This window comes from Porphyromonas crevioricanis, from assembly GCF_900476255.1.
Classification (GTDB): domain Bacteria; phylum Bacteroidota; class Bacteroidia; order Bacteroidales; family Porphyromonadaceae; genus Porphyromonas; species Porphyromonas crevioricanis.
The window spans coordinates 145,602-170,281 of sequence record NZ_LS483447.1; the positions used below are offsets into that span (position 1 = coordinate 145,602).

The window sequence follows — 24,680 nt, forward strand, 5'->3', positions numbered from 1 at the left end:
CAGCTCAGAAAGAGGACAAAAATTCACAAGGCTAAACAGAAAAAACACGTCGTTATACCTTGAATATCTAATACATAAAAAGAGGGTGTGCCATAAATTGGATTATGGACACACCCTCCTCTCGGGTATTGAAATTATAAGACGATTTCCCTTAAGCTGTCACACGCTCCAGACGCTTCATTACAGAGAAAATGAATGCAGCAGAGAGCAAGCAGCAAGCGATCAGAACGCCCCAGAAAGCTACCAACGACATTTTTTCCCAGAAAGATCCCATCACACCTACAAGCAAGTTACCCACAGCTGTGGCGGCCAACCAACCACCTTGCATCAAACCTGCATACTGAGGAGGAGCCACCTTGGACACAAACGACAGACCCATCGGGCTAAGGAAAAGTTCAGCCAGAGTAAGTACGAAATATGTACCGATCAGCACATTGGGGCTTACCAATATGCTGCTGGTACCCTCAATGTCACTGGGTGCAGGCAAACCGATAGAGCCAACCAGCAATACGAGGAAGCCGACAGCGGCCAACAGCATACCAATACCGATCTTGCGAGGAGCAGAAGGCTCTCTATCACGACGAGACAGGTAGGTGAAAAAGCCTACCGTCACAGGTGTGAGCAGGATGATAAAGAATGGATTGAACTGCTGGAAGATTTGCGGAGTAATACTCTTGGTAGCCTCAGTGATAGAAGCAATGTCTAAGAAGTAACCACCGACAAGTCCGGCAATACCCAGCACAATGAGGATAAGACCGGTCTTGGCGTTGCGCTTTCCTCCCAACAAACCAAAACTTGAAAGATAAACTCCGTACATGAAGCAAATAAAAGGAATGAGCATCACCAGAGAGAAGGCCATGAATTGGTTAGGTGACACCTTGCTTTCGGTATAGTCACGAGCAAAGAAGGTCATGGTAAGGCCATTCTGGTGGAAAGCCATCCAGAAGAAGATAACAACGAGGAACACCAGACCAAGAGCCAAAAGACGCTCTTTTACCTCTTTCGGAGACATCTCTACGGCTGAGTGTTCGCCCTTGGCAGCTGCAGCCTTGGCTTGCTTGGCTGTGACATCGGCAGACTTCCATGTAGAGCGGAAAACGAAGAAGATAAGAATAGAGATGATTAAGCTACCGCAAGCAACAAAGAAAGCCCAACTGTACGAAGTAGAGAGCAACTCTGTCACATATTTATTACCGAAATCACGCTCAAAGCCCTTTGAGTCAGTGGAAGCTAAAAGAACAGGATCTGTCACTTCTGCTGCTGCCACACGAGCCAATATTTGTTCTTTCTTGGCAGCATCGGCAGCATCCCGGCTGTTTATAATTTCGTAGTCACTGGAAGTCACCATCAAAGCCGGATCGGAGATCTTGCCAGCCTTGGTATACTGATGCAGACCTGCCAACTTGAGGTTGAAGAGGACCTTTGCCTCATCTTCGGCAAACATCACCCCGGCTTTTTTCTTAGCCTTGGCAATTGCCTCGTCCTGCTTGTCAGCAGCCCAACCACTGTAGTGAGGGTGTTTGCGAGCATACTCAGCCACGAATTGATCGGCATCGACCACTTTGTCATTCAATGCCACATAGTTTCTGGGTATGGAGGCATCGTAATAAAAATTCTCCTTTGCCAATACGCTATTGGTAATGGTATTTCCCATACTCGGAGCAAAGAAAGCACCAATGTTGATAAACATGTAGAAAATAGAGAAAGCCATATCTCGGTTCTTGCTGTACAAAGGATTGTCGTACAGCTTACCTACCAAAGCCTGCAAATTCCCTTTGAAAAGTCCCGTACCGGCCGAAATCAATATCAACGACAAGGACATGAACAGGATACCAACAGAGTCGGTACCGAATGGAATACCCAAAAGCAGATACCCGGCAAACATGATAGTGATACCGATAAGGATGGTCTTGCCGTAGCCCAACCACTTATCAGCCACAATACCTCCGAAAACCGGTAGGAAATACACCAAAGCGAGGAATGTGCCATAGATCAAGCTAGTCGTTGCGGATGAGAATCCGAACTTAGCCTGCATGTACAGCGCTAAAATGGCCAGCATGGTGTAATAGCCGAAGCGTTCGCCCATATTGGCAAGGGCCAAAACGATAAGCCCTTTGGGGTGATTCTTTGCCATAAATTTTTGTTTGATTACTGGTTTAGAATTATAATATGGATTGTATGAATATTCAATAGTTTCACTCTATCCGGTCTCTGTATATATCAGCTTTTTGTATGGCAAAGCCATTGTCTCGATCTGCACAACCGAGAGACTCCTCAATCTGCACACAAGAGACAGCACAACGGTGACAAAAAAAGCCAAAAACCAAAAACCAATGGTCGAGAAACATGTACTACACTATCTATGTGATTATCTACAAATGTACAAACTTTGGTCTACATTACTATCATCGAGATTCCATTCTGCCCACGAAGACATACATACCGCATTCCGATGCAGAAAAAGCATTCTCTTCGTGCCATATCTCCGCCTCTCCGCTAACTAACCTCCTCTCTATGGCAAAGGGATCGTTATACGATTTTGCAACAATGCATTAAGTACAGTATTCTGCAAAGTCAACAAAATGACGAGTTTCAAATGCCATTCAAGAACATTCATTCGAAAGTCTCCAAAAAGCTCAATCCAAAAGAGCGAGACCGTGATCGATACTCCGACACGGTCTCGCTCTTCATTAGCGACTGAAAGGAAAGACTACTCCAAACCTCTCAATAGCATATTCGGTCACTCTACAATAACCTTGTAAGCCCGCATGTTATTCTGATTGTTTGTAATCTGAAGGATGTATGCGCCCGGTTCGACTTCGATTCGGTAGCTGTCCTCCTTACCACCCTTATAGATAGTGTTCCCCATAAGGTCGTACAGACTAACGGCTTGAGCCTTACAATTCACAAGGATTGTATGATTGGATATGCCAAAGATATTTTCTTCAACAGGCACCCAAACAGCCGTTCCCTGCTGAGTAATGAGCTGGAAGACCGTGAAACCTTTCAGGACATAGGGAATAGTAAGATCCTCGATATTCTTTCCGTTGGCACGAACATGCTTCACGTGGAAACCCTCGTTAGCAACAGCTTTGATCGTCAGAGGAGTATCGACTTTCACCTTATCTCCAGACTTCACTTCTCCTCCGTCACTTTTCAGGAGAGACAAAGCTCCATTTTCAGCAGGTAGGATCTGGATGTAGGCCTCATTGCACCCCGTGCCATCACCTTCATAATTTACTTTCCAACCCTTGAGAGAAGCAATGAGAGAGGCTGCCTTCTCGGCTTGATTGTGCGAATCACTCTCGGCCTCCTTAACAAAGAGGGTAAAGTTCTGCTGATAGTCGGGGATAGCTTTGTGCTGTGGGAGAGTAAAATAGAAGTCATTCAATTCACAAGCTGTCATCCCATTGCTTTCACAATGGATAGCTCCGAGATTGATATTTTTGGAAAGATCAAGATGCTTAATCTTATTCCTATCAAAATGGAGAGACACAAGACTTGTATTATTGGTCAAATCGAGCTTCTCGAGCTGGTTACCGGATAGATAGAGAGCGGTCAATTTGCCGTTTTTGGAGACATCTATATTGGAGAGATTATTGAAAGAAGCATTGAACATCTCAAGCTCCGTCAGCTTATCCAAGCCTTTTATATCGGATAGTTGGTTTGTATGCACCTCCAGTTTTTTTAGTTTTGTATTAGCAGTCAGGTCCATCTCCGAAATATGATTCTTCTTGATACCCAAATCTTCGAGATTAACCAAATTCTTCACATCCAAACTGCGCAACTCATTGCCGCTACAGCGGAGAGTTTTTAGCTCTACAAGATTGGATACATCCAATGTCTCAATCCCACAGAACTCACAATTCAATTCCTGAAGATTGGGGCATCCTCTGAGGTCTAATTTCTTGATCCCCGGATTCATAAATAACTCGAGTATTTCGAGCTTCGACTGGCTTTGTATTTCAATTCCCTGAAGGTCGTTATCAAAATCGCCTACCTGGGGATAGCTATCCAACATCGCATGCTTGATCTCTCCCTCGATCTTGATCGTTTCGCCCAGAGCCTTGTGATCCAGACGGGTCAAACTCGTTGAGGAAATGTTGTAAGGCATCCTTACTCCGTCTCCCCAGTCGATAGTCAAGCCATCGGAACCTTCCGGAACAGTAAAGGCAATGGATAGATCATGCCCCTTCTTGGCTTTGAGTGTAAGTATGGATGGGAGCAAAAATACTGGTTCAATAGTAGAATTGGCCTCACTAATCACAAACCGATTGTGTCTAAACAATTTATCATTGACCTTGATACCTGCAAATTCATAACCCTCATTGGCCTTGATTTCGGCTTTGATCAAACGACCAATATAGGCCTTGTCCGTTATCGGCCTATACTCTTGCCCATACTTGTTGGTGGATTGAGTCAGAGACATCGTGCCATTTTTCGACTCGATAATTTTTATAGGTACCTGATCGCAAGTAGCCGACTGATCGCCCCTTACGTCTAAAATCCAAGGGGTATCTTCGCTCTGCATCTCGATCTTTGAGGGATCCGATTGTTCTGCCCCAGGACAACCCTTGATAAGCAGGTTGGCACTCCATGCCCTGCCGTTATGCACAGGGAGAGTCATAAACATGAAGTTGATAGAGCATGCAGTCATATTCTTGTTGTCTCTGACATCAACGAACTGTAGGCTACCGCCATTGGCATCGAAATCAAGAAAGGCAAGCTCGTTGCCCGAAGCATTAAGTCTCTTGAGATATGTTGCGTTGGACAAATCCAAGAAATCGATCTTGTTGCTCTCGCAACTCAAATCGGAGAGTTTACCAAGGCTGGAAATATCAAGTGCACTGATCCCATCATTAAACCCGCAAGACAAACCGGTAAGCTCCGTATTGTGAGAGACATTAAGAGACTTCAGCTTGTTCACCGCACAATTAAGTCTGACAAGTTTCACATTGGCTGAAACATCGAGAGTAGCCATGGCATTGGAGTCACAATTGAGCTGCGCTAATTCTGTACACTTCGAGAGGTTCAAAGTTGTGAGCTCATTCTTTGAAACATTCAAAGAACTCAACATGGGATAGTTGTCCCCCAACTCTAGTTCCATCAAGGTATTATGATTTAGATCGAGGCTTCTCAGATTAGGCAGGCGTACCGGATAGAATACACTTACATCGCAGTAAGAGAGATCGATCGTCTCTATTTTCTCAAGCCCTTCTACCAAGATATTCCCTACGGACTCGTTGTGAGAAATATTGAGAACTTTCAGGGCTGTGAAAGGTCTGAAATCGAAAGAAGACATCTTGTTATAGCTCAAATCCAATGTCTCTAAACTGGGAGCACCCACCAAATCCAATTGATCCTTGGTGATCAGATTCTTCTTGAGAGACAAATATTTGAGCTTATCCTGCTGAAGAAGTTTGATAGAAGTAATTTTCAACTCATCGGCCTCCAGTTTGGTCAAAGGAGCATAAATCTTAATTACCTCGCCTTTTACGGTACCCTCAAACTTCGAGAAGTATCCGGAAGCATTCGGATCAATGTTTTTGGTTTCTAATTGACCATCTCCAAAATCGATACTAATTGGAATGTCATAGCTCTCTGTTTTGGGGTAAAGAGTGATAGCAGAGCCAAACTCCAACTGCGTGCGAATTGTAACAACAGGCTTGTCCGTCTGAGCCTGAACACCCAAGATAGATGCCAAAAGGAAGCAAACAAGCCACTGTAGCTTAGTGAGTTTCACCATACTTGTCTTTGTTTTTATTATTGACTTGGAGCGACTATACGCCCTCGGTGAGCAAATATACAAAAGACAAAGGCCAAAAAATCACGAGTATGTAACGCTATTGGTGTGCGGTATGCAAGAGGTCTGTTTTTTTGAGGGGGAGGGAGCTCGGCTCAAAAAAAATGCCCTCTCCTCGCAAACAAGGAAAGGGCAGATAAATCCTAAAGAAAACCTGACTCTAATGGTCGTCACTCATTAGTTTTGTTGAAACGAACTTGCGACTCAGCCTTGATAGCTTGAGTATTTTTTGCCGGGGAATCACCCCCTTCAATTTGTCGTAATACTCCTTCTGTATCTCAATGGAAGATAATTTGGCCTCGTAGAGTTGATCCAGCAAATCATCAATCTCTCGATCGGTAGGATTAACCTTGGTTTCTATCTCTCTGCGCAAACGAAGTGCTGAACGCATACAATCCACACGTCTCCTGTCATAAACCCTCATCAAAGGCAAGAATGCCCGAGTTTCATCATCGGTCAGTTGGAGCTCTTTGAGCACAAAGGTCTCATACTCGATACAGGCCTTCTTATACCATGGACCCGCAGGGCATCTTCCTCTCGATGTTTCCTGCGCTGAAAGGGAATCCGGACAACACAGCCAAAGAAGCTGCAAGCCCAAATATAGTGGTAAGAGTATCTTTCGCATCAAATTTCTACAAGGATAAAATCGGGTAATACTATGTGAGTGATCGATCTTGACATCAGTTGCTCCTAATGGGGTTAAAAAGCATCCTCCGGCAGATAGGCTCGTGCCAAATAGTCGTCTTCGGTCAAAAAGTCGTAATAAGCTTCTGTCTCTATAGACAAATCGTTTTGGGTAACCGGTTGCTCTGCTATCGGCAAACTCTTTACGCGTCCCGTCTGCCACTCAAGGAGCTTGAAACCGGCGATCACGATTAGGAAAGAGGCTGCCATATAAAGCACCGGCCTAAGGTAAGACCATAGCCGAAGATTCGGCTTCTGCACTCGCTCTTGAGCACACTCCTTCTCGATACGAGACATTATCCGTTCGTTGAGATTATCGAAGTAATCCTGCGGAACGAAATAATGCTCTCTACTTCGGAGAGGATCCGGCCATTTTGATATTTCTTTCGGGCTATTCATAAGTCATACTAAAAAAACGAAGCCACGACCGAGGTCCGGAGGCTACGTAAGTCTGTGCCATATACAGCTATAGAGACAGAAGAGTCTCAAAGTTTAATGCTGACTGCGCAAAAAGGATTCTATTTTTCGGCTGGCGTGGTGATAGGATGCTTTCAAAGCTCCCTCACTGGTACCGGTGACCCGGCTAATCTCACTGTACGGCATATCCTCGTAATATCGCAAAGTGAAAACCAAGCGTTGTTTATCGGGCAAAGCAGCAATTGCCGCAGCAAACAGAGCTTCAGCTTCGTCTCCATCGAAATAAGGGTCGGCCAAGGCCTGCTCAAGCAGGAAAGCATTCTCATCTGTCACATCAACTTCGGAATGAGAGCCTAGCTTGTTTTTCTTGAGGAAAGCCAGACATTCATACATGGCAATCCGATAGAGCCAAGTGGAGAGTAGTGCATCTCCCCGAAAATCATCTATTCCGGCCCAGGCTTTCAAGAAAGTATTCTGCACCATATCATCGGCATCATCGTGGTTGTGCACCATACGACGTACTTGCCAATAAATCCGCTCAGAATAACTCTCGACCACCTCAGCGAATGCAGCGCGCTTAGTATCGGGCTTGCGCAAACGCTCAAGCAAATCGGCTTCGGAATGACCTAATTTTCCCATCTATTCACAAAGATAGTGTATTTATTCCTCTCAAAATTTCGGACATCCGAATCTCGACAGCGAATTATATCACAAAAAGAGATGGGATAGTAAATTGAAAATCAACGAAATAGAACTCAAAAAGAAAAATATCAGATGCCTGTCAATCGCTTATAAACGGCAGCAACCATGCGAACATCGGCTAGTGCCTTATTGCTATACTTCAGCTCAAGCCGAGGCTTTCCATAATAAAGCACACCGAAAAGTTCTCCGAGTTTTGGGTATTTCCATTGTCCTGCTGCTCCGATAATATGAGCGGCATCAATCCCGGACTCCATAGTGCAATAGGAGTCGGCTTCAAGCAAGGGGGAGGGATCACAAGCATGGCATTGCATATCTCGAACTAACACAGCCAAGTGATAAGCAGCATTATGAGCCACCAGCAACGGGCGGGCTTCGAGTCGCTCCAGCAACAAGCCATACACCTCGGCGGGCGACTCTCCTTCCGTTCTCATCTGCTCAGTAGAAATATGATGAATAGCCTCAGCCTCGTAAGGAATTTCCTCTTCGGGCTGAGAAAGTAAAAAGCAGTGCTCCTCTATTTTTCGACCTTCTGCATCCAAGAGGATCCATGCCAGTTGGACGACGGCAATACGTTTGAGCGAAGGGTCAAGTCCTCCCTCTTCTGGAGGCAAACCAGTTGTTTCAGTGTCTATAATCATCACAGCAGGCTTCGCCCCTTCCGGAGCAGCTGTCAGCCGGAGCTTTCTTGTTTGGTCTATATCTACCCGAATAGGTTTGTAAATAGGGTTCCCAAAGCGATCTCTCGGTCTGCCTTCACTCAGGATCCAACCTACTACCGAACCGAAGGCTACTGTGGCCAATAGTAGCCAAATACTCATGGGAACATGATTTTAGTATCACGCTCAATCGCTTCTCGTACCCAGGTTTCAGGCACAAATCGCCAATTGGCATTATTCTGCACTTCGATACTGCCCTTGTCTACAATATATTTGTGCACATAGCTGCGAATATCGTCTTTCTCTTCAACAATACGCCTGGCTAATTCCTCAAAACGAATTTGACAACCTTCGGTAAGCAAATCTCCTCCTCCACCTCCTCTGAACGAATCAAGAGCCACACGGTATACTTTGGAGTAGTCAAACGGTTGTCCATTACTCATTTTTAAGATCTTCACTCTATCTCCAGCAGGCTTCGAGACATCCACTGTATAATCGATCCCGGCAGCAGAGCTGTAGTTAAAAATCTCATGCAATGTCTTGAACTTATCCTGCGGAGTAATCCCTGTCCGGAAGAGGAGCAAATGGTCTTTCGGTCCTTTCATGTGATTAGCCCATTTACCATAAGAAAACTCCAGATAGTCCTTCACTTCGGAACCGGTAAGTTCCATAACATAGAGGAAGTTTTCAAATCGATAGAGGGAGAATAAATCTCGCACACGCAGAGGGCCAGCCGGGATATAAGTATGCAAATCCAATGGAGAAGCAAAAGAAATGTCGGCTCCTGTAGCATCCAGCTGCACACGATGTATCAGGCTAAGGAAGGGAGTAGGGCCGAATAGAGAGCCACGAATATCAAGTGGAGTCTCCAGCACTCCTACCTGTCGATTTGCCCATTTACGTACAGCCTGTTGTTGCTCGGAAAAAGCCCTTTCAAAAGCCGGATCCGGCTCATATTGGTTCAAGTCTACCAACCTGGACGAAATATCCTTAGCTACAATCTTATTCCCTTTGCGGGTAACACGAATAGTCAAGTCCGAAGCGAAATCCAGATGGCTGGCAGGGTTGCAGACATGCACCGAATCTCCACGAGAAGTACGTAGCTGCCCATTGAACTTGCGGTGATCGTGACCGATAAACAAGGCATCAAACCCCGAGACTTCCTTGGCCAACAACTCTCCGGCGTTCTCGATATAGTGTCTATTGGTATTTTTCAAACCGGAGTGCAACAAGCCGATGAGAATATCAGGCTTCTCATGCTCTATCACATACGGCACCCACTGCTGAGCGGAAATCAGTATATCCTCAAACCCAACTCCTCGCCAAAGATCTTGAGGTAACCACTCCGGTATCGCAGGGGTTACAAAGCCCAAGATAGCGACACGAATTCCGTCTATGTCTTTGATCGTATAAGGAGGCAAATAAGGCTTGTCCGTCTCAATATCTATCATATTAGCAGCCAACACGGGAAACTTGCAATCCTTAATCCACGAATCATACACCTCGTGCCCGGTCTCTATATCATGGTTCCCCACTACGGAAGCATCAAAACGCAAATAATTCATCGTTTGTGCAGCCAAGTTTACAGGCAGGGTATCGGCATAATTGGAATAATAGGCTGCCGGTGTCCCTTGAAGGATATCCCCCCCATCAATCAAAAGCAGGCTGGGATTTTGTTTTCTGGCTTCCTTGAGAAAGGAGGACAATCGAGACATGGAGCCGGTGCCGGCTGAGTCGGCCAAGAAGTCGAAAGAGAAATAATTGCCGTGTATATCGGTTGTATGTATGATGCGTATTTCTGTAGTACGCTCTCCGGAGCAAGCTGACAAAAAGACACAGCAAAAGACACCCCAAGCAGCGATAAGGGAGCGACAAAACAAAATAAATCTACTCATATTCAACTTCCTAAATTATTTACCTGATTTCTTACTGTATGACCTATAAGCTGGATGATCATAAATCTGCTGTATCGTACGCACAACTCCCAAACCATCCTCCAGGCCCACAACCTCGGCTTCCTCTCCCAATAGAGAGGCTACCACATGCCGAATCACCAAATGATGATTCTGCGCACTACCCGAATATCCGCCATATTGGTTGCCTGGTGCGGAAACCGGCATTTTGGGCACCTGATAACCGGCCACTTCGCAGTGCTGTATCTCATTCAGGAAAGCCCCTCCAAGACGGATGCAACCCTTCTCCGACAATACCGTGAGGGCTATCTCCATATTCCGCCCATAGACAGCTGTCGAATAGCTAAGTCTCCCCTTAGCTCCGGAAACAAAATCAAATGCTACTTCTCCGCTATCTTCAAAATCAATCAGATTGCCATGGCTGTAATTGGCAAAATCGGCAAAGCGCAACTTATCAATTGGACCAAACCACCAAGTGAGTAAATCGACGAAATGGGAGTACTGGGTAAATAATGTCCCGCCATCCATATCGGCTGTACCATGCCAGTTGCGAGGAAGATAGTAACGCTCATCCCGGTTCCACAAACAATCCATTCGCACATCATACACCTTACCCAAACGGCCGCTCCCTATCAAGTTTTTAAGCCATATAGAAGAGGGAGTATATCTATTCTGCAGGACCCCGAATATCCGCCGTTTGCTTTGGGTAGCAGCTTCTCGCAAAAGCTCACCCTCATGCAGGTCGAGCACAATAGGCTTCTCAATAAGGACATGATAACCTGCAGACAAAGCCAAACAACCCATATGTCCATGCAGACCATTAGGTGTACATATAGATACCACATCTATATCCAAACCCGATGAAAGGAGTTCCTCAATAGACTGAAAGAAAGGCAGCTGAGCAGCTTCTTCGGGTAGATTCAGCTCTGCCCGATCTCTCACATCACAAAGAGCGACAACGCACCCTCGGGGATCTCTACTGACCATTTCGAGATGCCGCTTGCCAATGTGGCCACAGCCTACGATGGCAAAACGCACAATCCCTCTGCAATCAGGCTCCATATTTTGATTCATAACTCTATCACAAATCCGAGTTAATTCTTCCTTATCTATTGATCATAAAAAAGCTACGCACAGCATCTACCACACGCTCGCACTCCTCTTCTCTCATCAAGGGGAAAATAGGAAGCGATAGTATTTCTTCGCTCAGGCGATCTGTCTCGATACAAGGAGAACTATGGGGCGAAGCTATCCGAGCGTAACACGGCACTCGGTGTAGTGGAGTGGGGTAATAAAGGCCTGCAGCAATTCTCCGGTCAGACAAGAACGCTCGAAGAGCATCTCTTTGACCTCCTAAGACTCGTATCGTGAACAAGTGCCACGAAGGCTGGGCATTCGGGAGCAAGCTGCACTGGGGTAACAGCAAACCTTCTATGTCCGATAAAGCCTCGGCATAGCTCCGAGCAATCACCCGTACGAAATGCTGCATCTGAGACAAATACCGCAACTTGACACTCAGGATTGCCGCTTGCAAAGCATCCAAGCGACTATTACGCCCAGGTTCTATATAGTTATACTTTCCCTGCTGCCCATGCCGAGCCAGCATGGCGATACGCTGCATATCGTCTGATGAAGGTCCGAGCACAGCCCCTCCGTCTCCCATACAACCGAGAGGTTTGGTCGGGAAAAAGCTAAGCGTAGAGACATCACCCCAACTTCCTAAGGCTTTACCATCAAGACTTCCTCCCAAGCCTTGTGCATTATCCTCTATCAACAACAAGCCATGGTTGTGGCAGAAGTCTTTCAGACGAGGCCAGGCAGCAGGCATACCATATATGTTCACGGCTACCATTGCCTTGGTTCGCCTGCTCATACAAGCCTCCAAATGCTCCGGATCGGGATCCACATTGTATCCCTCCTTTTCTACATCTACCCATACAGGTATCAGCCCCTGGCTTACCGCCATTTCTGCCGCTGCAACGTAGGTATGCGAAGGCATCAATACTTCGTCACCGGGCTTCAAACGGGAAAGGCTGAGAGCTAAAGCCAAAGCATCAGTACCATTGGCACAAGAAACAGCTCGGTATTCCTTCCCTTCTCCTACAAAAGAGGCTAACTGCTGCTCGAAATGACCAACTGCCTCCCCTCCTATATAAGTACCACTATCCACCACCTCGCTCACGGCTTGGTCTATCTCTTCTCTCAGAAAGAGATAGATGCGACGAGGATCAAACTGCGGTATGTGAGATAAGCCGGACATTTGCAGCAAAAGAGAGGATCAAAATTCGTTTTAGCCGACCGTACAGCCTGGCTCTATAGGCTCCGTAGGTCCAATCACTCGCAGCTTTCCATCGGGATATTCTGCCGACAGAATCATTCCTTCCGACATGATACCTCGCAATTTGCGGGGTGGGAAATTAGCTATAAAACAGACCTGTTTGCCAACCAAATCCTCCGGTTGATAATATTGGGCGATACCCGATACGATAGTCCGCCCTCCTAAACCATCATCGATACGGAACTGCAACAACTTATCTGCTTTGGGAACCTTGGTACACTCCAACACGGTACCAACCCTTATGTCCAACTTAAGGAAGTCGTCAAAACTGCATTCCGCAGCTATCGGCTTGGGTTGCCAAGCAGCCAAATTGTTGCTCTCCTTGGTTGCAGCCAGTTTCTGTAACTGGGCCTCTATCACGGCATCTTCTATTTTCTCAAAAAGTAATTCTGCCTTCCCCAGGCAATGACCGGCCGGGATCAAGTCTTCCCGACCCAGAAGATCCCAATCAAGTCTATCAATCGGCATTGCAAGCATTTCTCCAATCTTATCCGCACTAAAGGGCAAGAATGGAGCAAAAGCAATCCGCAGATTGGCCGTGATCTGTATGGCTACATACATAATCGTGGCAACACGCTCCGGATCGGTCTTGATCAATTTCCAAGGCTCGGTATCAGCCAGATATTTATTCCCCACACGAGCCATATTCATGGCTTCTCTTTGGGCATCACGGAAATGGAAAGCATCTAACCGTTGCTCTATCTCTTCCTTGAGCCTGCGAACTTCTGCCAATGTCTCCCGGTCATAATCATCAAGCGAACCAGCAGCCGGCACCACTCCATCATAGTATTTCTGTGTCAAGACCAATGCACGGTTTACAAAGTTGCCCAAAACGGAAACCAACTCATTGTTGTTACGAGCCTGGAAATCGCTCCATGTGAAATCATTGTCCTTAGTCTCCGGAGCATTGGCAGTAAGGACATAGCGCAGAACATCCTGCTTGCCGGGAAATTCATCCAGATACTCATGCAACCAAACAGCCCAATTTCGACTGGTAGAGATCTTATCTCCCTCCAAATTGAGGAACTCGTTGGCAGGAACATTCTCCGGCAAGATATAGGAGCCTTCGGCTTTCAACATAGCGGGGAAAACAATACAGTGGAATACGATATTGTCTTTCCCTATGAAGTGCAGCAGCCTGGTCTCCGGATCTTTCCACCAGGTTTCCCAATCATCAGGACGCAAATCTTTGGTATTGGAAATATAGCCGATAGGGGCATCGAACCAGACATACAAAACTTTACCTTCGGCTCCTTCCACAGGCACCGGTATTCCCCAATCCAAATCGCGACTCACAGCTCTTGGCTGCAGTCCCATGTCTATCCAACTCTTACACTGACCATAGACATTACTTCTCCATTCTCGATGATCCTCCAGGATCCATTTTTTGAGGAATGACTCATGTTTGTCCAAAGGCAAATACCAGTGTTTGGTACTGCGCAACTCCGGTACCGAACCACTAATGGCACTTTTGGGGTTCACCAAATCAGTAGCATTGAGCGATGTACCACAAGCCTCACACTGATCACCATAAGCCCGCTCGTTTCCACAGTGTGGGCAGGTACCCGTGATATAACGATCGGCCAAGAACTGCTTTGCCTCGGGGTCGTAATACTGCTCTGTAGTCTGCTCTACAAACTCTCCTTTCTCATAGAGTTTTCGGAAAAACTCACCCGCTGTACGACGGTGCGTATCACTGGTGGTGCGACCGTAGACATCGAAACCAATACCAAATCGCTCGAAGCTCTCTTTGATGAGGGTATGGTAGCGATCTACCACTTGTTGGGGACTTACCCCTTCGGCTTTGGCTTTCAGAGCAATGGGGACTCCATGCTCATCCGACCCTCCTATCAAAAGTACTTCGCTCCCTCGCAATCGCAGGTAACGCGCATAGATATCTGCCGGTACATATACTCCGGCCAAGTGTCCGATATGAACAGGGCCATTGGCATAAGGCAAGGCCGTGGTGATCAGTGTACGCTTGAATTTCTTTGTCATACGCTCTTTTCCGTGGTAAAACCCCATCGACACACAAGCAGGAGTCAGTCAAGCCTGCCTTGTGTACACATTATTTATTACTTACAACTGCAAAGATAGCAAGCAATCTTTTAGAGACCGTTGCACAACGCGGCTCTTGCTGCGTTATTTTCGACATTCGGGCTTGGTCATATACGATACAACGATCTTTTGCGCAAGTCCCTCTATTCTGAGAGTTTGCATGGGAGGAGAAATTTTGTGGCAACAGGTAGGAGGCAATTATCCTCCGAAAATCACGCTACGAGACTTATTGTGCAAACTACCTCATGTCTCTTCTCTAAAAAGAGAAAGCCTCTTGCCTGACAACGACCATGGAGCTCATCCCACAGCATGCACAGACAGAGGCTTTCCGAAATCCACTAAGCGACTCGACTATGGCAGGTCGAGAACACAGAGTCTCCCGTCTGCGAGCGGGACGATCTTCCTCGGGGGGATTTTGAGAGGATATACAGGACGCATATCCTTAGCTTAACCTCGAAGCCGCAGAAACAGACGATGCAGGTCTTCTGGCTTCGTTGCTTCACCAAAACAAGCGCCTTCCCATACGAGACAAAGAATCCTCCTACAGTGGCATAATGCCTGCGGCTCAAACGCAACTTACAGCAGCGGGTCTGCCCGGGATTTTCACCCGATTCCCTTTTAATCCCAATCCGACAAAAGCCGAATTAGGGAACACCATCGCCACAAAGGTATACAATAAAATGAACTATGCCGGACTAAAGCAATCTGCTTAGTTAGGCTCGATACCGAAATAAGTATCTACCGAAAACAAATTGGCGGGTAGTTGTTATTTTACTAACTTTGGCATCAGGGGATATCTGACAGCAATGCCAAATGAGAGACTTACAAGCGTGAGTAGAATTGTTAGTCTAAGCGCAAAGCCGTATCAAAAGACAACAAGATAAGAGCAAACCTATCAATAACAGCATTGGTTGATTTTAGCCATGTTTTTTTTGTTTTCAGACAGAGAGTTTCTACAACACTACTCCTCAACTGAGTTAGAAATCAATAAATCATCCTTCTTATGAAAACAACACGAATACTATTAGCAGTGCTTATTGCACTACTCGTTGTGCCTGTGACAACTAGGGCACAAGAAGAAATGGGCGAGAAGCCAACAGATGAAAATTACCAAATCATGGAATTTCCTCTCCGTGATGGTACGATTTGGGTGAACAGCTGCCAAATGAGTAAGCACGTCATACCTTCTGAGGGAGCAAAGTCCCCCGAAGGGCTCTTCTTTTCCTATATATTTATAAATGGAGATACGACAATCAATCAGTTGAACTACAAAAAAGTCTATTGTACCAAAGACGATAGATTTATCGCGAACGAAACAAACTACTGGGGGGCTATTCGTCAAGACAAGGGGGTTGTTTACTTACGTATACCACAAGGGCTTTCTGATCCGGAGACCTATCCCAACACATTCTGGGAATTTGGAGGTTGGCATTGGGCAGGGAATGTAGCTCCTTTCAATTTCATAGAAAAAGGAGACAATTCAGACACAGGGTCTCTTCCTAATCCCGATCAAGAGCGTATCCTATATGATTTCAACCTGTACGAAAAACCACAAACGGCATACGATCGAGTATGGGGAAATGATGCAACAAGACCTCAATTCAAGGACTATAATTATGAGTATATCGCAGGGAGGTGGAGACGAACAATTTCCTTCAAAAACAACTCCTCTTTCGGTGTTAAATGGGTAGATGGAATAGGAGCTATGGAAGGCTTCGGATTTACTTATGTTCGGCTCATACCCACATCAGCTTCTATGCTCAAAGAAAAAGCTCCGGGGCAACATCTTTTTAATATCTATCATAGAGCCTCTCTGCTTTGTTTCCTGCAGGATGACCAAGTTGTCTATCACGACCCTCGTCCACAACAGGACTTGTACGACAACCTAATCCTTCCTCAAGAGAATGTCACAGCAAAAGATTGCTTCCGAGCAGACCAGATGCTAAATGTCGAAGGTCTGACAAATAATCCTTTCTTGCCCAAGGAATGGGCTTTTGTTGCTAAGGACAATCTTCTACGATGGGAAAAGACAAACCTAAAGACATTGGCTCTGTACAATATGAAAGCTGAACAAGTATGGGTCGGCAATATGGAGGACAAAACCTCTGTCGATCTCTCCTCCCTTCCCACAGGGCTATATCTCTACATCGTGACCGACACACAAGGCTTGCGATACACTGGAAAGATCTACTTAGGCGAATAAGTTTGCACTAAATAAAGAAGCCTGTGACACAAGAGAAGTTTCCTCTCCTTGTCGCAGGCTTTTTCTTTGCTTACAGAGACCTTCGCACAGACTTCCTCTATGACGTACCAGACATAACGAATCAAAAGAGTTTCGTGTGCGGAGGTTTTGGGCTCACGCATTCTTCAAGGGTTATCAAGAAGCTCCTACATTCTTGTAGTTGGAATAGATATATTTTGTAAAATTCAGATTGCAATAAAAGCCGAGAAGAGAGAGAAAAAAACAGACTGTACACACAGAAGATTAGCTCTCTTTTACCCCTCTTGTGTGAGGCTTCCAGAACAGCGATGAATAGGGTATTTCAGCAGGGTCAAATTTTCTCCTGAGAGAAATTTTGCTAACACAGGAGAGAGAAATTTTTTTCTCAGGAGAGAAATTTCCTTTTCTCCATGCGCAGCAAAAAACGTCTCCCATGAGCATCAAAAAAGAGAGGAAAAAAACGATCAAAATAGCCCCAATTTGAGTAGGAAAAGCACAGCAAAAAGAAAACACAATAACGCACAACCAAACAAAAGAAAACAAATAAAAGTTGCCGCTCGGAGAACTATCCTGGGGACTTTTTTTAGCAGAGATCGTGCAATCATTTCAAGGAGCCAAAGAAGAATTTTATACAGAAGAGTCTGGCTCCAATTCAGGTATAAAAAAAAGGGTGCAAACCGCATGCTGCGACCTGCACCCAAACTCTTTCGTGGAGTATAGCGGACTCGAACCGCTCACCTCAACACTGCCAGTGTTGCGCTCTACCAGATGAGCTAATACCCCCCTTTGCGACCGCAAATATAGAACATTTCTTGGATATACATACATTTGCGTATAGAATATCAATCAGACCATTAGTAGGATACAAATAGAATACAAAGTCTACTGAAACAGCCTTTTTACAACCCATACAACAGTCCCCCTCAAACAAGGAAATTCACAAGTATGCGACACTTATATAATATCAACTTTGCAATTCCTCGAGAGCAGAGCAAGGAATTGGAGGCACACCTTAGCAAGACCACGTTGCCACAACTGAGAGCGGCCTTTGCAGAAGTAGAACTATATGCCTACCGCCTCACTGATCCGATTTATGACGAGAATGTATGTAATTGCAGCTTGCAATTCATCTTCCCCGATAGAGAAACGAAAGAGCAAGTCATGGCTTCCCCTACCTTGGCCGAATCAATCAAAGCCATATCTGAGGTTTTCGACAATAGATTATTGAGTTTCGATTCGCTACTCGAAGAAATTCAACCCGAAACGATCGACTAAGGAATGCCAGCGGAGCGTATCATCTTAGGCATAGACCCGGGTACGGTGGTTATGGGCTACGGACTGCTGAGGGTACAGGGACAACGGGCCGAGATGATCACAATGGGTGTGATCAAGCTCAATAGATACGACAATCACTACATCAGGCTAAAACGTATTTTCGATAGGGTAACAGGTCTGATAGATGCCTATCTACCTGACGAACTTGCTATCGAAGCCCCTTTTTTTGGCAAAAACGTGCAGTCCATGCTAAAGCTCGGACGCGCTCAGGGCGTTGCAATGGCAGCAGCCCTTACCAGAGATATCCCGATCACCGAATATGTACCTATGCGTATCAAAGAGGCGATCACCGGGAATGGACACGCCTCCAAAGAGCAGGTAGCCGGTATGTTGCAGCGTTTCTTACACATCCCCGAAGAATCAATGCTAAAAGAGATGGATGCCACAGATGCTTTGGCTACAGCTCTTTGCCACTTCTTCCTCACCTCCAATCCGCTGCAAAAACAGACCTCGGCAACCAAGAGTTGGAGCGACTTCGTAAAGGCCAATCCCAATCGAGTCAAAGGCTCTCAAGAACGGAGAAAGCCGATATAAACAGCTCTCATTATCTTTGTAGAAACATTATAGCACGAAAGTTCCTATGGACGACATAAGCAGACTTGGCGGGCAAATACATCAGCTGGAAGAACCTGTACCGCTGCCCTTGCAGGCCGAGTACTTCAAACAATCTATTGCACTGAGGATGACCAAGGGAGAAGGAAATCCGCACAACTATCCGACCATGGATGCCGAGAAGCTCATCTTCGATCAAGACAAACCTCTCTCGACACGCCGTATGGCACTCTCTCGACTGGCAATGTCGGGCAGAGTAGAAGCCTATCGGGTAATCGAAGACTTTCTGAAAATTGCTCCCGAAGGAGAGCTAAGGCAGTGGGCCATGATGGCCAAACTCGAATGCAGAGTGGCTATGATGAGCGACTTGGTCGATGAACGACAGATAGCCGTAGCCAGCGGGTTGGGCGGCCGTGGCGATCTAATGCGCTTCATGGGGCTTTTCCACACCGTACATCTGCAAGAGTTCGAGCCTTTTCAGGTGGAGCTATTCACCAAAGAGCTACAATACCGAATGGAGCAATATGGAGGCGAAGTGGAGGATATCTCCGTTGGATACAATTACATCCAAATTTCTTTCCTCCTACCCATACAATCCCCTATCAAAGAGATTTTTGTGGGATTTATCCTTGAGTGCAACCTCTATGGAAATTTCTTGGGAGACAGCTTTATGGTTACCAACTCCCAGCCCATCACTCCACAGGTAATCAAAGAAACTTTGGCCAAATATGCTAAGGAGAAAAACCTTGATCCAACTCATTAAGTACGGGCTGATCGGCGTTTCCAATACGCTCATCACAGCCATCGTAATATGGGTTCTGCTAAAAAAAGCCGATAGCCCCGATTGGATAGCCAATCTATTGGGCTATACGGCCGGTATCATCAATAGCTTTGTATGGAACAGGAAGTGGACTTTCTCCAGTGAACACAGCTGGACGAGAGACTTCCTGATATTCCTACTGGCTTTTCTAATCTGCTACCTGATACAGTACGCAGCCGTCTTTGTTCTCAACAGACACACGACCTACGACTCCTACTACAATCATGTAATAGGGATGCTGCTGTACACAATACTCAATTTCCTGTTCAACAAGTATATCACATTCTCCCCTGTATCTAAACAATGCGAAGCCTGAATGAAACCCACTAATCCTTCTCTTCCTTCTCCGCCGGCAGAGGAGCGCATGCTCTTATTGGCCAGCTATCAGGAGTTTGAAGAAGCCGAATACCTGCTATCACTTCTGTCTCGGCATGGCGTGAGAGCCTATCTGCGCAATGAGTTTAGTAACAGGATGCTATCCCCCATGGTAGACATCGGCGGTTATAGGGTAGAGATCGCCGAGCTTGACGTGGAGAAAGCCTTGCAAATACTGGAGGAAGAGGGTTACAGTCTGCCTGATGAGACAGAAAGCAACATCGGCACAATAGCAAGTTTGGCCGACAAATTGCCCTTCTTCAGAAAAAAGAATTTGGAGTTTCGCCTTTGGGCTTTGCTGCTGAGTACAATCCTATTTCTTGCACTCTTGGCTTTGACTCTATACTTGATTACATCCTTTGCCGGCTAACCCTCCCTTTTGCCATGCGAACACGCAAACCCCTCAGCAAACTTCAGATGGTTTGTATCATCCTTTTGTGGGTTTTGATTGTTATGTACATACTCGCTCACGCCGAAATAGATGGGCCTCTCGTGCTAAGCCTTGTCATATCGGGTGTACTTGTGTTGGTACCTATCTACAAAACAATTCGCAAGCGATCAAAAAAGAATTAAATACATACTTATCACTCATAACCTACGAAGACACACATTTATGAAAACTCACGCAGAAGATTTCTTCCACAACAAACCGAACAACTGGAACTGTTGCCAATCCGTACTCAAACAATTTCAAGACCACATCGCTCTCTCCGATGACGAAATAGAGCTACATTACCGTCCTTGTGGAGGAGGACGGGCAGAAGGTGGGCTTTGTGGAGCCCTCTATGCAGCCGAAGAGTTGATGAAAAAGCATCAGTTACCGTCAGTAAAAGACGATTTCAAGAAAGAGGCCGGTGGGACAACTTGCAGAGAACTGAAAGCTGAACTCAAATTCCCCTGTGTAGAAGCTGTACGTCTGGCCGAACGGCTTGTCAATGAGCGTCTGGGCGAGAAAAGGAATCAATAAAAAGACTGTTGTGCAAGGCAACAGTCTCTTATCAACAAAGACCATTGAGGTCTGAAAAACGAAAGCCCTGCAAACCGACTTGGTTTGCAGGGCTTTTTATTTTGCCTCAATCAACTATCGTGCTGAGTCTTACTTAGAATTCCAATTCGAGACCTATGGAAACCTCCTCAGGAGCAAAGCGCAAGCCGAATCCATTTTGTCCAAAAGCCGGGCCTCCATGACCATGTCCGCCAATGCCATCATGATGGCCGGAGAAATAGTCTTTACGATAACCTATGAAGCCAAGGTGCATGCAAAGACACAGCCCCTTGGTCAAGTCAATACAAGCTCCGGGACGAAGACCGACCTCAAAACCCTTGACAGTCTCGTGTTCTTCCTTAGAGTAATTGAAACCTACACCTCCATCTATATACAAGTTGAATGGACCTCTGTGCATGTAGTAGTAGCGTACGAAAGGAGAAACACTGAATGCACGCTCGATATGGTCTTCGCCACTTTCTTTATGACGAGACTTGTTGTATTCGTATCCGAGCATTATACCGGCTCCCCAAGTATCATTGAAGAGGACGCCAAACTCCGGTTCAAACTGAAAGAAAGTTGCTTTCTGGTCATTGTTGTTCCAGTAGGTAAAAGCTCCCCCAACGAAAATAACGTTTTCATGATTGTGGTCATGGTCATCCTTGGGAAATCCATAATCCTGGGCATTGGTAGCAGTCAAAGCGGCAACTGCCAAAACCAAAAGAGAGAAGATTTTCTTCATAATTCGTGTAAGTTTAGATGTATTGGTTATTTTCTTGTTTTCAGCAAGCGATGTGGCAAATATAACCAAAACTTTCACATTCCCCCGACTAAAGAGTTATAAAATACAAATACACAATCTCTCTGCCTCCGAAACAAGGAGGAGAATCCTTTTGACACAAATATACGCGAGAGCCTCGGCTTCTTGAAGGTTCTGCGACAGAAAATGACCCTATTGTACAAAAAGGGAAATCGGCTTGGCGAAGAAAGGGTTTTACAGCGAGGGAAATAGCCACGCAATCAGGACTCCTCTATTATGACTACCTTTGGGCATAATATTTACGCTTATAGTATAATCCTCATGGAGAATTTCAGTCAGTTGGCTGCCCGAATATTCGATGAGGCCATTATGGCCTACGAAGCTAAGGGAGATATAGACGCCACTTACCCCAATCCCTATCCGGAACAAACGATAGAGCACGATCTGTATCGCAAAAATCTTATCGACAACATCCAGTGGCATCTCGAAGACATCATTCGAGATCCGGACATAGACCCTGCTCTTGCACTACAAATCAAGCGTCGTATAGACAGGAGTAACCAAGATCGAACCGATCTGGTAGAGCTTATAGACTCCTACTTCCTCACCAAATACAGAGAAGTATGCCCGCAGGCTGATGCAACGATCAACACCGAGAGCCCGGCTTGGGCGATAGACAGACTGTCGATACTCAAGCTAAAGATCTACAACATGCGTCTGGCTACTCAACGCACCGACACTTCGGAAGAGACCAGAAAGAGCTGTCGCCAGAAATTGGCTGTCCTCATGGAGCAGGACATAGATCTCTCCGGAGCCATAGATCAACTATTGGCCGATATAGAGGCTGGGCGCAAGTACATGAAAGTCTACAAACAGATGAAGATGTACAATGATCCCAATCTAAATCCTGTACTTCTGGATAAGGCCAAGGCCTGATCTTTTCTTCCCAAGCAAATCGACTTGCAGCAATGCGCTATCTGGTGATTCGCCTTTCGGCATTTGGAGATGTAGCCATGAGCATACCGGTTCTCTATGCGGTAGCTCGCGCCAATCCAGAGCACAGCTTCACTCTGCTGACAATGCCAGTACTCACCTCTTTGCTGTTGAATGCCCCACCCAATGTCGAGGCCATGGGGATAGACACCAAGCACGACGAAAAACGGCTGGGGGGGCTACTGCAATTTGCATCAAGGCTCTCGGATGAGCGATTCGACAAGGTAATAGACCTGCACAATGTTCTTCGCTCTCGAGTTTTGAGGACTTATCTCAAATTCAGAGGGGTGAGTTCGGTGCACCTGCATAAGCCACGAAACAAAAGAGCCATGCTCGTGGCCATGCCACCGCTAAAGCGCAAGAAACCCATCGGATCAATGATAGAGCGATATGCAGCCGTCTTCAGGGCAGCCGGCCTGCGCTTTGAGTTTGATACAGAGCCTACTTCGCCTCCGATTGCATTGCCGACAGCCGATTTGCTTGAAGCACAAAGACGAGCCGGGTTGTTGCCGGTCGAGCAAAGCCCATATATACGGATCGGCATCGCACCTTTCGCTGCTCACAAAAGCAAGACCTACCCGATAGAGAAGATGGAGCAGGTTGTAGAAACACTCAGCTCAAGAGGAAATCTGGAAATATGTCTCTTCGGAGGTAGAGGGAAAGAGGCCGAAACCCTTGAAGTCTGGGCCAACCGGTACCCTCACACCTACTCCATGGCCGGGAAATTGACCTTGACCGATGAAATTGCCCTGATGCAAACACTGCGCTGTATGCTGTCGATGGACAGTGCCAATATGCACTTTGCTTCTTTGGTGGGTTGCAGAGTTGTATCTGTCTGGTGTGCCACTCATCGCTATGCTGGATTTCTGGGTTACGGACAGTCGGCCGAGGATGCCCTCTCTCTCGACCTGGAGTGCAGCCCTTGCTCCATATTCGGGAACCGCCCTTGCCGTGGTCGCAATTATGCCTGCCTTGAGTTACCTGTGACAACTATTGTAGAAAGAGTGAGCTCTATCGTAGAGGCTCCTCTCAACAATCCGACCTCGCTGTCTACGCCAATCGGGTGAGAAGCCTCATACAACCACCATCATAGAAAAACTATTTGTCTCGATATATGCAGATCCGAATAAACAAGCTAATCAGCGAATCCGGATTAGGTTCTCGCCGGGAGGCCGAAGCCTACATTACGGAAGGACGCATCTACATCAACGGGAAACGAGCCTCTCTCTCCGACAAGGTTTGTGAGAAAGACACCGTACTGCTGGATGATGTAGAGCTGCCCGTAGCCGAACTGATCCAAGAGCTTTCGGCCGCAGAAGCCTACCGAAAAGCCATCGAAAAACCTTCCCACAAAAACACAAAACAAAAGGCAGAGAGGACATACATCTCCCCCAAAAGTGCATCTCTTCGCTCCAAAAGCAAAAACAATCCGGAGAATAAGCGCAGGCACAAATACAAAGAGCGGCTTGAAACCGAGAACCGGGAGAGTCCCTACGCCGAACTAAATCGCAAAATCAGAAAACAAAAGAAATGAAAGTATATCTAGTAAGGCACACATCTGTTTTACTCGATGGGAACGTGGTTTGCTACGGTGCAACGGACGTGGATGTGCGAGAAAGTTTTGAGCAGGAAGCCGAAGTGACTAAGAAACTGATCAGCGACCGATCTTTTTCGGCCGTTTTCACCAGTCCTCTCAAACGTGCCAGAAAGTTGGCCGACTACTGTGGCTATCCCGATGCAATACAAGATGACCGTCTCAAAGAGTTCAACTTCGGAGAATGGGAGACTCGGCCATGGAATCAGATCATATACGAGCACGATGTAGCTCATTTTTTCCACCGTTATCTCCACGACCGAGTACCGGGAGGAGAGTCTCTCACGGATCAGCAAAACCGAGTGATCGATTTTCTACGAGAACAGAAAGCCAAAGGATATGAGTCAATCCTTGTGTTCTGTCATGGAGGGATCATCAACTGCGCCCGGGCTGCCGTCGGAGATTTCACTCTTGAGCAGGCATTCGAGCATTTGCCGGGATTTGGTTCGGTGACTCCCATTGAATTCTGAAAAA

22 protein-coding genes, 1 tRNA gene and 1 riboswitch are annotated in these 24,680 nt (G+C 46.3%); of the genes, 11 read left to right on the forward strand and 12 right to left on the reverse strand.

What is annotated here, in order from left to right:
• Window positions 1–151 precede the first annotated feature (151 nt).
• The 10 genes from DQN70_RS00665 to metG form a co-directional block, all read right to left on the reverse strand.
• Entirely contained in the window at window positions 152–2,134 is a 1,983-nt protein-coding gene (locus tag DQN70_RS00665) for a peptide MFS transporter (RefSeq protein ID WP_023935928.1), read from the reverse strand.
• Window positions 2,135–2,740: 606 nt separating this feature from the next.
• Window positions 2,741–5,746, reverse strand: coding sequence for a leucine-rich repeat domain-containing protein (locus tag DQN70_RS00670; protein ID WP_023939552.1), 3,006 nt, complete (start codon window positions 5,744–5,746; stop codon window positions 2,741–2,743).
• Between the two features lie 217 nt (window positions 5,747–5,963).
• Entirely contained in the window at window positions 5,964–6,431 is a 468-nt protein-coding gene (locus tag DQN70_RS00680; RefSeq protein WP_143742800.1) for a hypothetical protein, read from the reverse strand.
• Window positions 6,432–6,502: 71 nt separating this feature from the next.
• Window positions 6,503–6,886, reverse strand: a complete 384-nt coding sequence (locus tag DQN70_RS00685; RefSeq protein WP_023935942.1) for a hypothetical protein — start codon at window positions 6,884–6,886, stop codon at window positions 6,503–6,505.
• A gap of 93 nt (window positions 6,887–6,979) precedes the next feature.
• Window positions 6,980–7,543 (reverse strand): RNA polymerase sigma factor, encoded by a 564-nt coding sequence (locus DQN70_RS00690; RefSeq protein WP_023939555.1) that lies wholly within the window; start codon window positions 7,541–7,543, stop codon window positions 6,980–6,982.
• A gap of 131 nt (window positions 7,544–7,674) precedes the next feature.
• Window positions 7,675–8,424 carry a 3'-5' exonuclease gene (locus DQN70_RS00695; protein WP_023939556.1) on the reverse strand — a complete coding sequence of 250 codons (750 nt, stop codon included), beginning with the start codon at window positions 8,422–8,424 and terminating at the stop codon, window positions 7,675–7,677.
• A complete protein-coding gene (locus DQN70_RS00700) occupies window positions 8,421–10,157 on the reverse strand; it encodes a bifunctional metallophosphatase/5'-nucleotidase (RefSeq protein WP_042225679.1) in 1,737 nt (578 codons plus the stop codon). The genes DQN70_RS00695 and DQN70_RS00700 overlap by 4 nt, the downstream gene beginning before the upstream one ends.
• Window positions 10,158–10,172: 15 nt before the next feature.
• Window positions 10,173–11,249: a Gfo/Idh/MocA family protein gene (locus DQN70_RS00705; RefSeq protein ID WP_023935949.1), complete on the reverse strand. Its 1,077-nt coding sequence runs from the start codon at window positions 11,247–11,249 to the stop codon at window positions 10,173–10,175.
• 31 nt (window positions 11,250–11,280) lie between these two features.
• Window positions 11,281–12,435, reverse strand: coding sequence for a DegT/DnrJ/EryC1/StrS family aminotransferase (locus DQN70_RS00710; protein WP_023939558.1), 1,155 nt, complete (start codon window positions 12,433–12,435; stop codon window positions 11,281–11,283).
• Window positions 12,436–12,465: 30 nt separating this feature from the next.
• The gene (metG, locus tag DQN70_RS00715; protein ID WP_111759309.1) at window positions 12,466–14,538 is read right to left on the reverse strand and encodes a methionine--tRNA ligase; all 2,073 of its coding nucleotides are present in this window, start codon (window positions 14,536–14,538) and stop codon (window positions 12,466–12,468) included.
• A 491-nt stretch (window positions 14,539–15,029) separates the two neighbouring features.
• Window positions 15,030–15,243: riboswitch (cobalamin riboswitch) on the reverse strand.
• Window positions 15,244–15,574: 331 nt separating this feature from the next.
• Between metG and DQN70_RS00725 the strand changes: the two genes are divergently transcribed.
• The gene (locus DQN70_RS00725) at window positions 15,575–16,774 is read left to right on the forward strand and encodes a T9SS type A sorting domain-containing protein (protein ID WP_023935957.1); all 1,200 of its coding nucleotides are present in this window, start codon (window positions 15,575–15,577) and stop codon (window positions 16,772–16,774) included.
• 728 nt (window positions 16,775–17,502) lie between these two features.
• Here the strand turns inward: DQN70_RS00725 and DQN70_RS00730 are convergent.
• Window positions 17,503–17,575 (reverse strand) — tRNA-Ala (locus tag DQN70_RS00730).
• Between the two features lie 162 nt (window positions 17,576–17,737).
• On the opposite strand from DQN70_RS00730, the gene DQN70_RS00735 reads away from it, so the two are divergent.
• The 6 genes from DQN70_RS00735 to DQN70_RS00760 all read left to right on the forward strand — a co-directional run bounded on the left by DQN70_RS00735 (window position 17,738) and on the right by DQN70_RS00760 (window position 20,841).
• Window positions 17,738–18,067 (forward strand): hypothetical protein, encoded by a 330-nt coding sequence (locus tag DQN70_RS00735; protein ID WP_023935961.1) that lies wholly within the window; start codon window positions 17,738–17,740, stop codon window positions 18,065–18,067.
• A gap of 3 nt (window positions 18,068–18,070) precedes the next feature.
• Window positions 18,071–18,661: a crossover junction endodeoxyribonuclease RuvC gene (gene ruvC / locus DQN70_RS00740; RefSeq protein ID WP_023935962.1), complete on the forward strand. Its 591-nt coding sequence runs from the start codon at window positions 18,071–18,073 to the stop codon at window positions 18,659–18,661.
• 46 nt (window positions 18,662–18,707) lie between these two features.
• A complete protein-coding gene (locus DQN70_RS09435; RefSeq protein ID WP_023935963.1) occupies window positions 18,708–19,442 on the forward strand; it encodes a hypothetical protein in 735 nt (244 codons plus the stop codon).
• Window positions 19,408–19,815: a GtrA family protein gene (locus DQN70_RS00745; protein WP_036888420.1), complete on the forward strand. Its 408-nt coding sequence runs from the start codon at window positions 19,408–19,410 to the stop codon at window positions 19,813–19,815. Before DQN70_RS09435 ends, DQN70_RS00745 begins: the two co-directional genes overlap by 35 nt.
• The gene (locus DQN70_RS00750; RefSeq protein ID WP_023939564.1) at window positions 19,816–20,244 is read left to right on the forward strand and encodes a putative signal transducing protein; all 429 of its coding nucleotides are present in this window, start codon (window positions 19,816–19,818) and stop codon (window positions 20,242–20,244) included.
• Window positions 20,245–20,487: 243 nt separating this feature from the next.
• Entirely contained in the window at window positions 20,488–20,841 is a 354-nt protein-coding gene (locus DQN70_RS00760) for a C-GCAxxG-C-C family (seleno)protein (protein WP_023939565.1), read from the forward strand.
• A gap of 133 nt (window positions 20,842–20,974) precedes the next feature.
• Here DQN70_RS00760 and DQN70_RS00765 read toward each other — a convergent pair whose 3' ends face one another.
• A complete protein-coding gene (locus DQN70_RS00765) occupies window positions 20,975–21,601 on the reverse strand; it encodes a hypothetical protein (RefSeq protein WP_023935974.1) in 627 nt (208 codons plus the stop codon).
• 339 nt (window positions 21,602–21,940) lie between these two features.
• On the opposite strand from DQN70_RS00765, the gene DQN70_RS00770 reads away from it, so the two are divergent.
• The 4 genes from DQN70_RS00770 to cobC are packed head-to-tail and all read left to right on the forward strand — an operon-like array spanning window position 21,941 to window position 24,676.
• Window positions 21,941–22,555: a DUF4254 domain-containing protein gene (locus DQN70_RS00770; RefSeq protein ID WP_023939567.1), complete on the forward strand. Its 615-nt coding sequence runs from the start codon at window positions 21,941–21,943 to the stop codon at window positions 22,553–22,555.
• Between the two features lie 32 nt (window positions 22,556–22,587).
• The gene (locus DQN70_RS00775) at window positions 22,588–23,679 is read left to right on the forward strand and encodes a glycosyltransferase family 9 protein (protein WP_023935978.1); all 1,092 of its coding nucleotides are present in this window, start codon (window positions 22,588–22,590) and stop codon (window positions 23,677–23,679) included.
• Window positions 23,680–23,726: 47 nt separating this feature from the next.
• Window positions 23,727–24,146 (forward strand): S4 domain-containing protein, encoded by a 420-nt coding sequence (locus DQN70_RS00780; protein ID WP_036888418.1) that lies wholly within the window; start codon window positions 23,727–23,729, stop codon window positions 24,144–24,146.
• Complete coding sequence (cobC, locus tag DQN70_RS00785) at window positions 24,143–24,676, forward strand: alpha-ribazole phosphatase family protein (protein ID WP_023939568.1); 534 nt, start codon at window positions 24,143–24,145, stop codon at window positions 24,674–24,676. The genes DQN70_RS00780 and cobC overlap by 4 nt, the downstream gene beginning before the upstream one ends.
• The last annotated feature ends 4 nt before the right edge of the window (window positions 24,677–24,680 follow it).

Bases quoted from the DNA above. Each gene is read 5' to 3' on its own strand.
- cobC (WP_023939568.1), top strand. From the start codon at position 24,143: ATGAAAGTATATCTAGTAAGGCACACATCTGTTTTACTCGATGGGAAC.
- DQN70_RS00775 (WP_023935978.1), top strand. From the start codon at position 22,588: ATGCGCTATCTGGTGATTCGCCTTTCGGCATTTGGAGATGTAGCCATG.
- DQN70_RS00705 (WP_023935949.1), bottom strand. From the start codon at position 11,249: ATGAATCAAAATATGGAGCCTGATTGCAGAGGGATTGTGCGTTTTGCC.
- ruvC (WP_023935962.1), top strand. From the start codon at position 18,071: ATGCCAGCGGAGCGTATCATCTTAGGCATAGACCCGGGTACGGTGGTT.
- DQN70_RS00695 (WP_023939556.1), bottom strand. From the start codon at position 8,424: ATGAGTATTTGGCTACTATTGGCCACAGTAGCCTTCGGTTCGGTAGTA.
- DQN70_RS00665 (WP_023935928.1), bottom strand. From the start codon at position 2,134: ATGGCAAAGAATCACCCCAAAGGGCTTATCGTTTTGGCCCTTGCCAAT.
- DQN70_RS00710 (WP_023939558.1), bottom strand. From the start codon at position 12,435: ATGTCCGGCTTATCTCACATACCGCAGTTTGATCCTCGTCGCATCTAT.
- DQN70_RS00745 (WP_036888420.1), top strand. From the start codon at position 19,408: ATGCTAAGGAGAAAAACCTTGATCCAACTCATTAAGTACGGGCTGATC.
- DQN70_RS00780 (WP_036888418.1), top strand. From the start codon at position 23,727: ATGCAGATCCGAATAAACAAGCTAATCAGCGAATCCGGATTAGGTTCT.
- DQN70_RS00670 (WP_023939552.1), bottom strand. From the start codon at position 5,746: ATGGTGAAACTCACTAAGCTACAGTGGCTTGTTTGCTTCCTTTTGGCA.
- DQN70_RS09435 (WP_023935963.1), top strand. From the start codon at position 18,708: ATGGACGACATAAGCAGACTTGGCGGGCAAATACATCAGCTGGAAGAA.
- DQN70_RS00690 (WP_023939555.1), bottom strand. From the start codon at position 7,543: ATGGGAAAATTAGGTCATTCCGAAGCCGATTTGCTTGAGCGTTTGCGC.
- DQN70_RS00765 (WP_023935974.1), bottom strand. From the start codon at position 21,601: ATGAAGAAAATCTTCTCTCTTTTGGTTTTGGCAGTTGCCGCTTTGACT.
- DQN70_RS00760 (WP_023939565.1), top strand. From the start codon at position 20,488: ATGAAAACTCACGCAGAAGATTTCTTCCACAACAAACCGAACAACTGG.
- DQN70_RS00700 (WP_042225679.1), bottom strand. From the start codon at position 10,157: ATGAGTAGATTTATTTTGTTTTGTCGCTCCCTTATCGCTGCTTGGGGT.
- metG (WP_111759309.1), bottom strand. From the start codon at position 14,538: ATGGGGTTTTACCACGGAAAAGAGCGTATGACAAAGAAATTCAAGCGT.
- DQN70_RS00725 (WP_023935957.1), top strand. From the start codon at position 15,575: ATGAAAACAACACGAATACTATTAGCAGTGCTTATTGCACTACTCGTT.
- DQN70_RS00735 (WP_023935961.1), top strand. From the start codon at position 17,738: ATGCGACACTTATATAATATCAACTTTGCAATTCCTCGAGAGCAGAGC.
- DQN70_RS00770 (WP_023939567.1), top strand. From the start codon at position 21,941: ATGGAGAATTTCAGTCAGTTGGCTGCCCGAATATTCGATGAGGCCATT.
- DQN70_RS00685 (WP_023935942.1), bottom strand. From the start codon at position 6,886: ATGAATAGCCCGAAAGAAATATCAAAATGGCCGGATCCTCTCCGAAGT.
- DQN70_RS00750 (WP_023939564.1), top strand. From the start codon at position 19,816: ATGAAACCCACTAATCCTTCTCTTCCTTCTCCGCCGGCAGAGGAGCGC.